This is a genomic window from Bradyrhizobium sp. USDA 4510 (assembly GCF_054059095.1).
Genome location: NZ_JBSSBT010000001.1, coordinates 1,675,668 through 1,688,372 on the forward strand (window position 1 = coordinate 1,675,668; position 12,705 = coordinate 1,688,372).

The following is a 12,705-nucleotide window of genomic DNA, read 5'->3' on the forward strand; positions in this document are numbered from 1 at the left end:
TCGAGCCTATGACGCAACTCCAGAGGTGACCTTGACGATCGTCAACCGGCAGCGATCCGGCATCGTCCTAGTGGGCGATGACCAGTGGTACCGGTGAATGATGCAGGAGTCGTGAAGTCGTGCTGCCTGGCAAGAATACGTGCAAGCGCGAGTGGCCATAGCTGCCATCACGAGAAGGTCGGCGTCCAGTCGCCGGCACTCTTCGATCACGATGTCGGAAATTTCGTCGTCCTCCCCGACCGCGCGATACTTTACCGCGTTGATGCCGTGATGCCGCAGATGCTGCGCGGCATCGTTGCTCCTCGGCCATCGGTCTGGGCCGGCCGCTCGTATTCCACCACGAGAAGCCAAACTTTCCTCGCTCGCTGCAGATAGGAGAGGGATTCGGACAGAGAGCGCGCAGATTCCCGGCTTCCGTTCCTGGCAACCACGACGTGATCGAGGGCGCCATGGTTTTCTCGTCGTCCGGAACAAGAAACAGATGACGTCCCGCACCATAGAGGAGTTCTTCGATCAGACCCCGCGGTTCGTTTGGTTGGCCGTTCAGGGCGAAGCGCCACGAAGGTATCGGCGGCACGAGCGAAGCGGTATCGGCGACGTCGCGTTCGCCTTCCACATCGAACCGCCGGAAAAAGGTTGGTTGCTGCAACCGCTCCAGCCGCTGTAGCGCCGTGGCTTCGACGGCGTCGCCGGCCTTCCTTGCATCGTGCGGCAGTTTTGCCGGTCCGCTAGACCCTGCATCCTGGACCAAATCTGATATAGCCGCCGGCAAGACGTTGAATAGCAGCCCGGCGGCGATCCGCCTGACAGCGGCCAGCCGCGCGAAGTCTCCTGCTGTTCCATTTAACCGAAGCAAGATGTCCTTGATCATGATGACCTCGCAAGACGTCGCTAGCACGCCGAAGAAGAAGGACCGCTCGGATTTCGCCGGCGGTCCAAGTCGGGGGAGGAGCCCCCGGGGAGGGGGCACCGGCAGGAGGATACTGCCGATCATGCAAGACTACGAATAGAACGGGGCTCCGCATTGACAACGCTCAATTTCCGTTCAACCTTCGTGACCCGTGGGCGGATACTTCGCTGCGTGCTCGTGGAGCGCCGGGCATCGTCTACTGATTGGTGCGCGACCGCATCAGCGCGTGGACGAGGATGCCCGAGGTTGCGCGTTGTACAGGTAAACAGGCAGTTTCTCCAATGCCGCGCGATTTGCTCCCGGAAGCACGATGAAGCCGCGTGAATCGTCCAGCTTCAAACTGTTGAACGGAACGGCGACCAAGCGGGGTCCGGCGCCGATGAAGTCGCCCACGGAAAGCACGGCGAAGATACGTTCATCCTTGCTGAAGATGAAATCGTTGATCTTCCCGATCGTCTCATTCTTGTCATTGACGATTATCTTCAACTTCAGCGTCTCGGCGGGATAACCGTTCGCGACCTCGTTGACGTCAAGCGTAACAAGCCCGACTGGTTGCGCCGCCGAGTATTGCCCCGGCAAACAGCAGAGGACAACGGCAACCGCAGCAAGCCACGGCGAAGGAAGCCCTCCTTGGGGAGGCTTCCGTCGAGTGCCGTAGAGGCGTTTGCGCGTTACGAGCATGGGGGTACGGTGCCGGCGCCACAGCCCGAACGACCGACGATGTTCTCGGAGCTCGAGCCGCTGGTATTTGGCTCCCCTACAATCTCGGTCACGAGTTTCGTATCGGGATTGATCAACACGATCCGGTCGGGCAGCTTCACAAAGAGAAGGCTTGTGACCTCCGGCACCTGATCGGTGACGTTGTTGGGAAGGGCTTGCGCGTTCATCGAGTTCGGACGCTTGGTGCCGTCCTGCGGTTGCGTGCCGCCGGGCGCGGACTGTGATGACGAGCACCCAAGTCCCCGGCTAATTATCTGTTGCGGACTCGACGTCAGATCAGCTTGGGCGGTATCGGCCTTCTGGGCAGCGGCAAAACCTGCGCTGTCAAGAAGTGCAAGGGTGACGGTGACTGCAAAAAGAGGTCTCTTCATGGTATTATCTCTTGGATCGGGACCCGGCGTCGGCCGTCGTGCGTCGGCGATTGTACTCGCAAGGAACGGCAGGCCTGGCGTTGACTCAAGGTTTGTGCGGGAATTGAATGGTGGAGCGCAAATCACCAACGCTAGGCCGTGTGCGGTGGATCCAGATATGTCGGCGTCTTCTTCGCGCGTTGCGGCGTCATTTTTGCCGGCGATGGCTTGCCGGGAACACCACGAGGTCCAAGCAACTCCTGCTGGATGTCATCCTCGGTCTTGCGTGGCAGTCCATCATCAAGTTGGCGAGGTTCACCGAATATCAGCATCTTGCCACTCCGGATTTCCTGCTTAGTCCATGAGAGTTCAATTTAGTCCAGGAGACTTCAATGGGCATTGACGGTTGTCAAAACCGACCAATCGTTTTCTAACCACCATCGGCTGGCTTTGGCAAAAGGCAAGGTAAACCGGAGGATCGTTCCGCCTCCAGCGTTTGGTTCGTAGCGCAGCGCGCCGCGACCAGAGGAAAGATAATCATCGAGAAGTTCTAATTCCCTCGATGATCGACCGGACAGGCAGCTACGTAAAAATACTGAAGTGCCCACTGCGTTGGACTCTTAGTAGTTGCCAGTCACTGAAGCCAAAGCGAGTTGAGGCGTTGCATGCAGGACATTCAGAAGCGGATCGATGAGATAGATGTCCAGGCGGCCGAATCGGCCTTGATTGCTGATCTGGCTACGGATTATGAGGCGCGAATCTACAACGGCAGGCGCGCGCGGCAGCTTCGTGAGTTTGCGGCGGACCTGCGTCAGCAGACACAAATCACAGGGAACGCACCGCCTTTCGTCGGGCCCTCGTCCGACGGTCGTGCTCGGTAAAGGTCCCGTCCGCCATGCGATATCGATCAAGGCCACATCGCGGGGCTTGTCGACGCCGACACTATGGTCTTCGGAGGCGATGCTAAGTGCCCTCGCAGATATCGCTGCGACGCCAATTAGCTTGCCCTCCTGGCCCGCATCGACGACCGTTTCGCTGCGACTTGCTTGGATCTTCTAGTGACACGCTGATGATGCGCTAAAGGCGTGCTGCGGCCATCTGCTGCGCTCTGGCGCAATGCATCCATCAGGTCAATAACCTCAGCCGAGGGCCGCTCCTTTAGTTTATCGATCTTTTCGCCGCGTTGTTTCCTCTTAATTAACGCTCGCAGGGCTCGTTCGTAGTGATCTTCAAATTGTTCGGGATGAAAGTGACCAGCCTTCATCGCGAGTATTTTCCTCCCTAGCTCAAGCATTTCTCTCGGTACTCTCTCCTCTGGCAGATCACCGAAATAATCCCTTTCGTCCCGGATTTCATAGGGATATCGCAGCGTCACGCCCAACAGGCCCTTGCCACGCGGCTCAACCGCCATCACATGTTCGCGCGTCGTGAGCACGACCCTGCCGAGCGCTACCATACCCTCTTTTTTGATTGCCTCTCTGATGACCACGTACGCCTGCCGGCCGATTTCTCCCGCCGGGGTCATATAGTAGGGACGACTCAAATAGAGATCGTCAATCTCGCTTCGTGGCACGAACTGGTCGATCTCGATTGTATGCGTCCCTTCGATCTCGATCGTCTTGAGCTCATCCTCGGTGAGGGCGACATATTGCCTCCGACCGACTTCGTAGCCCATGACGATGTCTTGCGTGTCTACCTGCTTGCCCGTCTCGGCATCAAGTTTGCAGTATTTGATCCGGTGCCCGGTCTTCTTGTTAATCAGATGAAATCGGACTTTCTCGCGGTCAGAGATCGCCGGAAACAGCTGGATCGGACACGATACTAGCGACACACGCAAATAGCCCTTCCAGTAAGCACGTGGACCCATCAACCTCTCCATTCGCAAATCTATCGTTGTCAGCTAGTTGCAACGAGTGTCTGGCTGGGCGGTCTACTTTGCGACAGGGCCAGACGACGCCCAGGTGACTGGCCAAAGCGCGCGGATCTCCTTCGGCAGAGACTGAACTACGTGGCCGATTTCCCCTGCGGAGACATGGTTCTCAAGGGTCTTGAAGACGGCACGTGCAGCATCTTCGCGGTTGACGAGCGCTGTGTTGGGGAGACGCGTGTCTATCCAGGCTAGGAATTCGTCCCGCGACCGAATCTTTTCCGGCTTCCGGGCCGGACGCCATGCCTCGTAGTAGATGCCACGTATTAGCATCGGGAGTTGTTCGCCGAGATGAGCCGCCTCATCGGTTGTCAAGCGGTCGCGGAGGCAATGCAGCACCACTCGCAACGCCTGATAGGCCTCGTGACGATCAGAGCCCAGCATCCCTCCGATTTCTTTGAGCCACGTGTTCGTCTTGTGAAGCGTTTCGTCAAACACTTCTAGGCCGGTCAAGCTCATGGTCACACCTTCCGGATTGAATGCGAACATTCCAAATGCGGGTCGCGCCCGAGTGATCGGTCACGCCCCCCAAAGCTTTAAGATCTTGCGCGCGACCGCCTAGGGCGCCTTGATGGGTGTCAATTCGGAGCATTCGCCCAAACCGTAAGCACTGCGCAGTGACGGCCTTGCATAGAGTTCTAGGTCCCACCAAGCTTGCCCGTCTATAAGCGACGCAGTCAATGTTTCAATGCGGAACGAGGCTGCACGGATACACAGGTGAATTATTTCTATCCTCAATTGACAAGTATCAGCATTGTCGTTCGGAATTTTGAACCGGGTTGGCTAGAAGTACTTGAGGGGAGTGGACGATAAGCCGCCGCTGGGGACCCACTTGGAAAGATGCACATGCGCAACCAAACTTCGGCGACCGTTGGCTTTGTGCTCGACGCAACAATGGGACAGCATCTACCGCGGCCATCGAAGAGTGATGATCTAGCCACTGCCAGGACAGTCGATCGCTTCGTAGCGCAATCAGATAAAAAATTCCGCGTTTGAAGCCACAGGAACGATAGGGCGAAAAGCGGATTGATAGGGGAGAGCTCTTCTGAAGGAGTTTCCTGATGGATCTGAAAGGCAAGAAGATCGCCATCCTGGCGACCCATGGCTTCGAACAATCCGAACTTGAAGTGCCTCGCGACCGTTTGAAGAACGCGGGTGCAACCGTCGAGGTGATTTCGTTGGCTACTGGCGAGATCAAGGGGTGGGACATGAAGGACTGGGGTCGGACGGTGAAGGTCGACAAGTCGCTCGATCAAATCTCATCGTCGGACTACGACGCTATCGTGCTACCGGGCGGGCAGATCAATCCCGACCTGCTCCGGGTCGAACCGAAAGCCCTCAAGTTCATAAAGGAGATTTTTGATGCCCAGAAGATCGTCGCTGCGGTCTGCCACGCACCGTGGTTGTTGATCGAGACCGGGATCGCGAAGGGGCGGATGATGACGTCCTACAAGTCGATCAAGACCGACGTCATCAATGCCGGTGCGAAATGGGAGGACTCCCAGGTCGTAGTCGACCAGGGTGTGATCACCTCGCGGAACCCCGGTGACCTCGAAGCGTTCAGCGCGAAGATCATCGAGGAAGTCAAGGAAGGCCGCCACGTAAGGCGAAACGTAGCCTAGCCACTGTGTGTCGGCCGTTGTGGTGCAATAGTGGCCGAAGCGGGGGGCGACCTCGTCTCGCCGGGGCCGCTTGCGCCCCGCTTTGGAATCGCAGGAGGCGCCAATGACAACGGTCCGAAAGATACGAATTCACCGCCATGGCGGGAACGACGTCGTTCGAGCCAATCAACTGAGCAGTCGCAGCCAGACGTTAGATCAAAACGCGCTCAGGAATCAGAGATGAAAGCAAAGTCCGTCACTGTCGGTTCGGAGCGCACCTTTGTCCTCGTGCTCGACCAGGGAAGAGGCGTTCGGTTCGAGCACCGATTTCGCGAGCAAGGAGCAGGTCAGCGGCGCCGCAGTGACGGCCATCGGTGCCTTCGTGCATGCCGAAGTTGGCTGGTTCGACCTCGCGGCTAAGAGCTACAAGCGCACTGCTGTCAACGAGCTGCGATGTCCTTAGCCTGATCGGCGATGTGGCCGAGAGCGATAGCGGCAAGGCCAGCCGTCACCTTCACACAGTGCTTGGTCTGCGGGATGGCTCGGTGCGCGGTGGTTACTTTCTGTCAGGTGCAGTGCGGCTGCCGCTGGAAGTCGCGATCAACGAAACGGTCAAGCAGACGCGGCGGAAAAAGCGCCCCGATCTCGCGATCGCTCTCCTCAATCTGACCGAGGATGAACCTGCCACTGATTCATTGCATTTTCGTGATCGAGGGTTTGATCGCGCTTTGAGTCAGTCGTTCTTGATGCGCAAGATCTTGAGCCGCACTCGGAAGTCGACCACCTGAGGGCGTCTTTCGCCAAAGACGGCGCCGAACTTTGCTATCGCGCGATAACAGAGATCGCTTCTTGAGATGATTGAGCTTGCGCTTTGACGGGATGCGTTGTGTTGGTATGGCAAAGTTTGTGGAAAGTTGATCGTTGTCAACGCGTAGAAACGGGCTGCCAGTTACTGGCGTGGGGAATCCGGCGGAATCTAACTCGGAGACTCCGAACAATGGCAAAGAAGCTCGAAAAATCGCAGTGGAGCGTCTATTTCGATCTCATTTCAAAAGCACTGGGCGGCAAACATGCCGAGATCGAGGTGACGTCGCTTAAGCTCGGTGATCAGGTCGAGGCGGACTGGCTACCGTTCTTTGGGGTTTCCTATGATCCAAAGGACGACCTAATCTCGCTCGTGCTCGAAGGACACGACCATCTGATCCGCAAACCGAGAGAAATATACATCGAAGGCGAAGGCCTGGAGTTGTCCAGCCTTGAGGTTATCGACGCGGACGGCGTGCGTCAGATCGTCGTCCTCAGAGATCCTCTGATGCTGCCGGCGCCGTCTGCGGTAAGGGCGGGCTGATCTTACACCAATTCAAAGAAATAAACGAATGCTCATGCTTTATGCCGCGATTATCCAATCGGGCGTCTGCTCGCGATGAGAGCCCGGACGCGCTCAAACAGAAGTAGCATATGCTCAGGCGTCATAGTTTCAAGCGGCTCTTCGCACAAGCGAAATTTGGAAGGGATGCCGCAGCAACAGCCCGGTTCAGCCGTCGAAAGCGATCGAGGGGCCCTGACAGTGCTGCAAGACGAAGACAGCTCCGACTCAGGCATTCAACTCCACGAATCTGTCAATCGGTCGCAATAGATGATTGGCGGAACGTGTCGCTCGGGAGGGCCGGCAGGCGCATTTCCGCGGTATGGCGCCATGGATCATCTCGTGGCCCAGCGCGTTGATCGAAACGCCCCCAATAAGGAGCAAGCAATGTCCGAGCTAACCGTTTCACGCGAAAAGGTCAGCTTTCTGATCGAAAAAGCGCATGAGTTTGATGTCAAGGACCTGCCGGCCGATGAAGAGTCCGGATCGAATCCTACTGATGATGCTGAAGTCGACGTTTTGCAGGACGATGGTTGCGACGCTGTCGCTGCCGAGCTGGCGAGCTTCATCAGGGCATTGAACGAGGACGAACAGATCGACCTTGTCGCGTTGATGTGGCTCGGACGGGGCGATGGCACGATCGACGAGTGGGAAGATCTGCGTAGCCAGGCGGCCGAACGGCGAAGCGAATACCGCAACCCGCGTTGGGAGACCGTGCGCTACCTGCTCGGCGAACCGCTGTTGGGCGATTTCCTGGCTGAGGGCCTGGACAAGTTCGGAATATCCTGGGGCGATGAGGCGCCCACGCCCTGACGAGCACGATCATGGTGGCCGAGAGGAGCGTCGTGAGATTAGCTCAAGCTGATCGAACAAGCCCTTGGATTGGAAACGCGGAATCCGCGCTGTTGGCCCAGCGGAGCGCGGAAGACCGGAGACCAAATCAGACCCATTAGCGCGTACGTACTATGACAAATCGCACCCGGACATTGTACCGACGAGGCAGGACACTTCGAGAGGTGAGAGTGGAAAGCGCCATTGAACAGCTAATGCGCTCTCGATGTCTTGAAAATCAGGGGCGCGCCCACGCGATCAAAAGGAGACTTGCGCACGCGAAAGTGGAGATAATTTATGTTGTCTGACTATCCGAAGTCGCCTTACCCCAATCAGCACCCGGTTGGACCGCCAAGCTGGACCCGCGTCCGGATCATGGCGAGCACAGCTACAGTGGCACAGGTAAGTTGAGAGGCATGCGGGCCGCCATCACGGGCGGCGACAGCGGCATTGGACGAGCGATGGCAATCGCCTATGCGCGCGAAGGTGGTTCTTATCGCCTATCTAATCGAGCACGAGATGCGCAGGAGGTAGTAAAGGCATTGGTCGAGAACGAGGGGCGCAAGGCCGTCTTAATCGCCGGCGAGCCCTAGCAGCAGCAGTCCCGATTGACCCCACCCCAGCTACGTATATCTCGACTACCCTTTCGAAGCTCTCGTCATATGAATAGACGTCCAAGAATGAGCCTAGGATCTGATGCACGGCAAAGCCGCGCACTAAGCTCCGAAGCATATCCAAGGCGTCTTCTGCGTGTTGCCCATGCACCCCACATTCGGCGAGAACAGATTTGATGAGGTCGCAAAGTTCTCCGTGGCTTGCCCTCCACTCAGCGCAATCGCTTGTGGACGTTCTCGATCCGGCAGCCCACAAGGCGGGACGCTCCAACGCATATTGTCGCATTTCTCGGGCAACTGACCTAAGAGCATCAAAGGACGTTTTGCCCTCGCGTGCTGTCGTCAGCCTAGCGAGCAGGTCGCGATAGCACTTGATGGCGAAAAATGTCCGCAATTCCGGAATTGTGCAGCGCCTGTCGGAGGAGAAATGTTCTACCTCTGAGGCGAGATCTACTGCAAGCCGCTGATCCCAGGATGCCGACAACATTTCATCGACGTGGAAGCTACGTTCGCGGTTCATAAATCCAGCCCCACGTTCAGGAGGAAGGCCGGTTGCTTCCGCAGACACGCGACTTCGATCACGTTGCCGCGTGTGCTGACTCTTCTACATTGCCTTGACACCGGCTTTGGACGGGACGTGAATAAAAGATAGAACTCAGTGAGATCAGCCGGGAGACTTGCCTCAAGTTGTGCGCCGGTGTGCCAAGCGCTCAACACCAAGCAGTTTGTCGACCACAAACCATCGATCGACCTGCATCTGGCGTAAAGTGGGGTGGAGAAAACTACGCGCTTCGGCTCCGCTAGATTTAAGGGCGGGAACCCCAGCGTTTGCTTGTTCCTATCCTTTTTGTGGAGGACATTGGCTCGCGGGAACGAAACGTTTCCGGGCTCCACTGGCGGTGTTTCTGTCTGCCGAGACGTCTGACGGTGATGCATCGTGGGTCGTCAAATCTGCAGCCTCCGCGTTATTGCGCATTCGGGCGAAAAGCTACTAAGTTTCCTTAGAGTGGACGTGCAACAACGCAGTCTCGAGTTGCGTTTGTTTCTAGCAGATGCTCTGTGATTTCAATCGGCGGCCATGGATCAATTCGTCGGCTGATCTACGGTTAACGAACGGCAAACACGTGGAAACTATCTTCTCGACCTCCTCGGTTCATCCCCGCGACCGATTTGATTATTGGCACAGCCTGGCCTGCAAGAAGATCGTGGGTCATGACTCTGTGCCGGAAAATCGCCTGACATTCCAAGCCGAGATCAAAGCCGCGAAGTTCGGCAACCTGGACCTGGTTGAATTCAGCAACTCACCGATGCAGGTCTCTCACACTTTGGGCCACGTCGAGCGCACCGGCCCCGACACGTTGTTCCTGTGTTACCAATTGTCGGGCAGGGTCCTTATCGTCCAGAACGCGCGCGAGGTTAACCTGGACGCCGGTTCTTTGATGCTGCTTGAGCCGCTGTTGCCTTATGATGCGAAGTTTTTGCCAGACTCGAAAACTCTCCTCATCAAGGTTCCGCGCCGTGAGCTACGCGCACGGATCGGTACAAACCGCGAGTTGATCGGGCGTCGCGTGACTGCCGAGAGGACGGACGATGATCTGGCGCTTTCGGTCGCTGCAAAATTGCCGTCGCTCGCTGGGAGGACAGCTTCCATAACAGAAGAAATGGTCGGCAATCACGTGCTTGACTTACTCGGACTATCCATTGCGAGAACAATTGGGAGCGCTACCGTTCGCGTCTCGAATTCAAAAGCGCTATTGCTGGGGCAGATTCGTTCAGTGGTGGAAGCGAGGCTCACCGATCCCGACCTCGACGGACAGAAGGTCGCCGATATCGTTGGAATAAGCGTCCGATACGCCAATGCGCTTCTTGCCGAACAGGACTCCTCACTTCACCGTCTCATTCTGTCCCGACGGCTCTCGCGTTGCCGGTTTGCTCTTGAAGACCCCAACCAAGTCCATCGAACCATAGCCGAAATTGCACAGGGATGGGGGTTTTCGGACATGACGCATTTTGGCCGCTGCTTTAAAGGGGCTTATGGGGTTTCACCGCGCGAGTATCAGAAAGCAGCGGCGCAATCCCGGCAAGATGGTCGGCCCTGACCCTGGGCGCGCTTTTCGGGAGAAAATCGTGGCCGACCTCCATCGGCGGTCCGCTTAGAACTGTCGACGTATTTTAGCTTCTGGATTTCAACAGCATTGCAAGCGATGTCAGCGTCACCTTGCCGGCTGGATCTTGGTCGGCTGCCTCGAGCTTCGTCGCGCCGATCGCGCGCGCCTGATCGAAGCGCCGAACGCTGGCGACATTGACCGGGTTATAGCTCTTGCGCACTGCTTGTTGCGGTCGGCCGTCTTGGCCATCTTGTTGGACTGATCCTCGGCCGTGCGGCCGCCGGCGTCGCCGTCGACGGCGCCCGAGCGGCGCTGGGGGGATCTCAGTCTTGCCGAACGCGAGCTCGCACACGGATGCAGACATTGGGCTCACAGCTCGCGGTCGCCACCAAGGACATCGCCGAGATGAAGGCGTCGATTTTGTTACAAGCGATCTCTTCGATTCGATCGCCCGAACATGTGATCTGCTGGTATCTAAGCTTCCCTACGCACCGGACACTGCCGCCAAGGCGAGCGATAATTTTTGGAGCGGTGGAATAGACGGTACTGAGCTTCTGCGAAGAGGTCGTCGTGGCTCTTCCCACGAGTTGGACGCGGACGGAACAGCCTGCATCAATTCCCTGTTTCCGAATCCTCCGGAATAAAGTCAGGGATCATTTTAATGCTTGGCTTGGAGGCAAGCTCACCGAGTGGGGATGTGCTGGATAACACCTGGCATGTGCCGGGATATCAAGATTTTCTCTCCGAGCAGCCATTCTAAGGTGATATGAGCGCGTGGCGCTTTGGCGTGGTCAGTATGCGTCGATCTCGGATTGGCCGCGGTTGGTGGAAGGAAGTCGCAGGCAATGGCGTGTTCTTTGCAGAAGATAGAAGCTGCAGCGTCATCGCTGATCACGATGCCTACGGGTCATCTGCTGGATTATCGCCGAACAGCCCGTAGCGTGCGCTGTCGAGCACAGCATCGATTTCACCGATCGTCAGAAGAGTTCCTATAGCTGGGCATCAGCTGCTATTCCGTGGCGGGTCAGTTCGTCACCCTTGCGCCGGCCACGTAAGTCCCGTCCCATTGTCGTCCAGTGCAAAGGCCGCGGTTGTCAGCGTCTAGCGCTGGGCGCAGGTCTTCTTGACCCAGTCCCGGCTGCGGGCGCCGGTCGGATAGACACTGTTTGCTACCTTCGACACCACGCCCTCGTAGCCGAGCTTGCAAGCATGGGTGAACATCTTGGGGCCGTCGATCGCGAAGCTTTCGCTGAACTGGATGGCGGCGCCGGCAAAGGCCGTCAATAAGGTCGGCAATAGCCGCAAGCGAGTTGAGGGCCGGCTGAGGTCGGCGATGAAGAAGTCGTTAGGAACGGCACCTTCGAAGCGTGGTTAGCAACGTGCCGCTCCCCGGCACAGCGCATCGCGAATGAAGGTGCCCCGGCTCTTGCCCCCCAAAGACCCGGGGCACATTCGCGATTCATTCCCATGGGGGCCGTAGCTGTGGACCGGATAAGGCGCAGCTTTTTTCCCGCCGGGTACCCGCTAAGCGGGCAGCTCGAAAACCAGACCGCGTCGCGACGCTGGGAAATAGTGGCAACATTACCGCCACTGGATTAACGTGGGTTATTTCCACCCGATGCAAACCGTTGCTAGCCGCGCTGTTATCGTTGGATTAATGCCGGAGTGAGTTATGCCCGCCAAGCCGTGGTCCGAAGAGGACGAGCAACAGTTGCTAAAAATGATACGAGAGACAGCCCTAACGCAGTTGGAGATCGCCCGGAAGCTTGGACGAACGGAGGCTGCGGTAAGCAGTCGGCTTACGATCGTCAGAAAGCGGGAGCAGGTTGTCGGCGCCCGAGCAAAGCACCCCCGCGGCGTGCCTGCTCGAGCTGTCATTTCGTCCTCTCGAAGGACGACCGGTAAATAGGAACTAAACGGCCGAGTGCTGGTTCTGGCGGAAAGGTAATCATGGCAACTCGGCCTCGGCGCCCCCCACCGCGCTGGGGCCATTTCGCGAAGAGGCCGCCAACTGAGTGGCCTCCGCTATCGAAAAATATCCTACGCACCCTACAACGACGACCAGCCAGACGAGCGATAAAATTCGATATACGGTATTGGGCAGCACCATTAAGGTTCTTCGGCCTCCTCCGTTACCGAGCCTTCTTCTTTGTCATGCTGGCGGACCCGCTGTCCAGCTACACTTCAGGAACAACTGTTGCGGTGACGGGCGGAAAGCCGTTTATCTGATCGCTCTCTTCATCAATTTCATCCATTCGAGAACCTTGCCAACAAACTG

General features: G+C 57.3%; 15 protein-coding genes and 2 pseudogenes. 7 read left to right on the plus strand and 10 right to left on the minus strand.

Features of this window, described 5'->3' with window-relative positions:
- Positions 1–67: 67 nt before the first annotated feature.
- From ACVMDN_RS07450 to ACVMDN_RS07465, 4 genes are all read right to left on the minus strand, one after another.
- Positions 68–871 (minus strand): universal stress protein, encoded by an 804-nt coding sequence (locus tag ACVMDN_RS07450; protein WP_253587585.1) that lies wholly within the window; start codon positions 869–871, stop codon positions 68–70.
- A 258-nt stretch (positions 872–1,129) separates the two neighbouring features.
- Complete coding sequence (locus ACVMDN_RS07455) at positions 1,130–1,591, minus strand: PRC-barrel domain-containing protein (RefSeq protein ID WP_253587584.1); 462 nt, start codon at positions 1,589–1,591, stop codon at positions 1,130–1,132.
- The gene (locus ACVMDN_RS07460; protein ID WP_253587583.1) at positions 1,582–2,001 is read right to left on the minus strand and encodes a hypothetical protein; all 420 of its coding nucleotides are present in this window, start codon (positions 1,999–2,001) and stop codon (positions 1,582–1,584) included. Before ACVMDN_RS07460 ends, ACVMDN_RS07455 begins: the two co-directional genes overlap by 10 nt.
- A 131-nt stretch (positions 2,002–2,132) precedes the next feature.
- Positions 2,133–2,312: a hypothetical protein gene (locus tag ACVMDN_RS07465; RefSeq protein ID WP_057836313.1), complete on the minus strand. Its 180-nt coding sequence runs from the start codon at positions 2,310–2,312 to the stop codon at positions 2,133–2,135.
- Positions 2,313–2,645: 333 nt separating this feature from the next.
- Here ACVMDN_RS07465 and ACVMDN_RS07470 point away from each other — a divergent pair, with 333 nt between their 5' ends.
- The gene (locus tag ACVMDN_RS07470; RefSeq protein ID WP_253587582.1) at positions 2,646–2,861 is read left to right on the plus strand and encodes a hypothetical protein; all 216 of its coding nucleotides are present in this window, start codon (positions 2,646–2,648) and stop codon (positions 2,859–2,861) included.
- A gap of 116 nt (positions 2,862–2,977) precedes the next feature.
- Here ACVMDN_RS07470 and ku read toward each other — a convergent pair whose 3' ends face one another.
- Both ku and ACVMDN_RS07480 read right to left on the minus strand, forming a co-directional pair.
- Positions 2,978–3,847: a non-homologous end joining protein Ku gene (ku, locus tag ACVMDN_RS07475; protein WP_456835395.1), complete on the minus strand. Its 870-nt coding sequence runs from the start codon at positions 3,845–3,847 to the stop codon at positions 2,978–2,980.
- Positions 3,848–3,910: 63 nt separating this feature from the next.
- Complete coding sequence (locus tag ACVMDN_RS07480; RefSeq protein ID WP_253587580.1) at positions 3,911–4,396, minus strand: DUF2267 domain-containing protein; 486 nt, start codon at positions 4,394–4,396, stop codon at positions 3,911–3,913.
- Between the two features lie 572 nt (positions 4,397–4,968).
- Between ACVMDN_RS07480 and ACVMDN_RS07485 the strand changes: the two genes are divergently transcribed.
- On the plus strand, positions 4,969–5,529 hold the full coding sequence (locus tag ACVMDN_RS07485; protein ID WP_253587579.1) for a type 1 glutamine amidotransferase domain-containing protein: 561 nt from the start codon (positions 4,969–4,971) through the stop codon (positions 5,527–5,529).
- A 213-nt stretch (positions 5,530–5,742) separates the two neighbouring features.
- Here the strand turns inward: ACVMDN_RS07485 and ACVMDN_RS07490 are convergent, their stop codons facing one another.
- On the minus strand, positions 5,743–5,880 hold the full coding sequence (locus tag ACVMDN_RS07490; RefSeq protein WP_253587578.1) for a hypothetical protein: 138 nt from the start codon (positions 5,878–5,880) through the stop codon (positions 5,743–5,745).
- A 14-nt stretch (positions 5,881–5,894) separates the two neighbouring features.
- Between ACVMDN_RS07490 and ACVMDN_RS07495 the strand changes: the two genes are divergently transcribed.
- From ACVMDN_RS07495 to ACVMDN_RS07510, 4 genes and pseudogenes are all read left to right on the plus strand, one after another.
- The gene (locus ACVMDN_RS07495; protein ID WP_253587577.1) at positions 5,895–6,296 is read left to right on the plus strand and encodes a PCC domain-containing protein; all 402 of its coding nucleotides are present in this window, start codon (positions 5,895–5,897) and stop codon (positions 6,294–6,296) included.
- Between the two features lie 209 nt (positions 6,297–6,505).
- The gene (locus tag ACVMDN_RS07500; protein ID WP_253587576.1) at positions 6,506–6,856 is read left to right on the plus strand and encodes a DUF5335 domain-containing protein; all 351 of its coding nucleotides are present in this window, start codon (positions 6,506–6,508) and stop codon (positions 6,854–6,856) included.
- A gap of 405 nt (positions 6,857–7,261) precedes the next feature.
- A complete protein-coding gene (locus ACVMDN_RS07505; RefSeq protein ID WP_225645966.1) occupies positions 7,262–7,687 on the plus strand; it encodes a DUF3775 domain-containing protein in 426 nt (141 codons plus the stop codon).
- A gap of 318 nt (positions 7,688–8,005) precedes the next feature.
- A pseudogene (locus ACVMDN_RS07510) lies at positions 8,006–8,292 on the plus strand (SDR family NAD(P)-dependent oxidoreductase); the annotation flags it as partial.
- Here ACVMDN_RS07510 and ACVMDN_RS07515 read toward each other — a convergent pair.
- Complete coding sequence (locus ACVMDN_RS07515; RefSeq protein WP_456843628.1) at positions 8,210–8,839, minus strand: TetR-like C-terminal domain-containing protein; 630 nt, start codon at positions 8,837–8,839, stop codon at positions 8,210–8,212. The pseudogene ACVMDN_RS07510 and the gene ACVMDN_RS07515 sit on opposite strands and share 83 nt — an antisense overlap.
- Positions 8,840–9,443: 604 nt before the next feature.
- On the opposite strand from ACVMDN_RS07515, the gene ACVMDN_RS07520 reads away from it, so the two are divergent.
- A complete protein-coding gene (locus ACVMDN_RS07520; protein ID WP_253587575.1) occupies positions 9,444–10,418 on the plus strand; it encodes an AraC-like ligand-binding domain-containing protein in 975 nt (324 codons plus the stop codon).
- 73 nt (positions 10,419–10,491) lie between these two features.
- Here the strand turns inward: ACVMDN_RS07520 and ACVMDN_RS07525 are convergent, their stop codons facing one another.
- Positions 10,492–10,647 (minus strand): hypothetical protein, encoded by a 156-nt coding sequence (locus tag ACVMDN_RS07525; protein WP_225645968.1) that lies wholly within the window; start codon positions 10,645–10,647, stop codon positions 10,492–10,494.
- Between the two features lie 793 nt (positions 10,648–11,440).
- Positions 11,441–11,699 (minus strand): annotated as a pseudogene (locus ACVMDN_RS07530) (DNA ligase); the annotation flags it as partial.
- Between the last annotated feature and the right edge of the window lie 1,006 nt (positions 11,700–12,705).

Bases quoted from the DNA above. Each gene is read 5' to 3' on its own strand.
- ACVMDN_RS07495 (WP_253587577.1), top strand. From the start codon at position 5,895: ATGCCGAAGTTGGCTGGTTCGACCTCGCGGCTAAGAGCTACAAGCGCA.
- ACVMDN_RS07500 (WP_253587576.1), top strand. From the start codon at position 6,506: ATGGCAAAGAAGCTCGAAAAATCGCAGTGGAGCGTCTATTTCGATCTC.
- ACVMDN_RS07460 (WP_253587583.1), bottom strand. From the start codon at position 2,001: ATGAAGAGACCTCTTTTTGCAGTCACCGTCACCCTTGCACTTCTTGAC.
- ACVMDN_RS07450 (WP_253587585.1), bottom strand. From the start codon at position 871: ATGATCAAGGACATCTTGCTTCGGTTAAATGGAACAGCAGGAGACTTC.
- ku (WP_456835395.1), bottom strand. From the start codon at position 3,847: ATGGGTCCACGTGCTTACTGGAAGGGCTATTTGCGTGTGTCGCTAGTA.
- ACVMDN_RS07480 (WP_253587580.1), bottom strand. From the start codon at position 4,396: ATGTTCGCATTCAATCCGGAAGGTGTGACCATGAGCTTGACCGGCCTA.
- ACVMDN_RS07505 (WP_225645966.1), top strand. From the start codon at position 7,262: ATGTCCGAGCTAACCGTTTCACGCGAAAAGGTCAGCTTTCTGATCGAA.
- ACVMDN_RS07485 (WP_253587579.1), top strand. From the start codon at position 4,969: ATGGATCTGAAAGGCAAGAAGATCGCCATCCTGGCGACCCATGGCTTC.
- ACVMDN_RS07465 (WP_057836313.1), bottom strand. From the start codon at position 2,312: ATGCTGATATTCGGTGAACCTCGCCAACTTGATGATGGACTGCCACGC.
- ACVMDN_RS07470 (WP_253587582.1), top strand. From the start codon at position 2,646: ATGCAGGACATTCAGAAGCGGATCGATGAGATAGATGTCCAGGCGGCC.
- ACVMDN_RS07515 (WP_456843628.1), bottom strand. From the start codon at position 8,839: ATGAACCGCGAACGTAGCTTCCACGTCGATGAAATGTTGTCGGCATCC.
- ACVMDN_RS07455 (WP_253587584.1), bottom strand. From the start codon at position 1,591: ATGCTCGTAACGCGCAAACGCCTCTACGGCACTCGACGGAAGCCTCCC.
- ACVMDN_RS07490 (WP_253587578.1), bottom strand. From the start codon at position 5,880: ATGGCCGTCACTGCGGCGCCGCTGACCTGCTCCTTGCTCGCGAAATCG.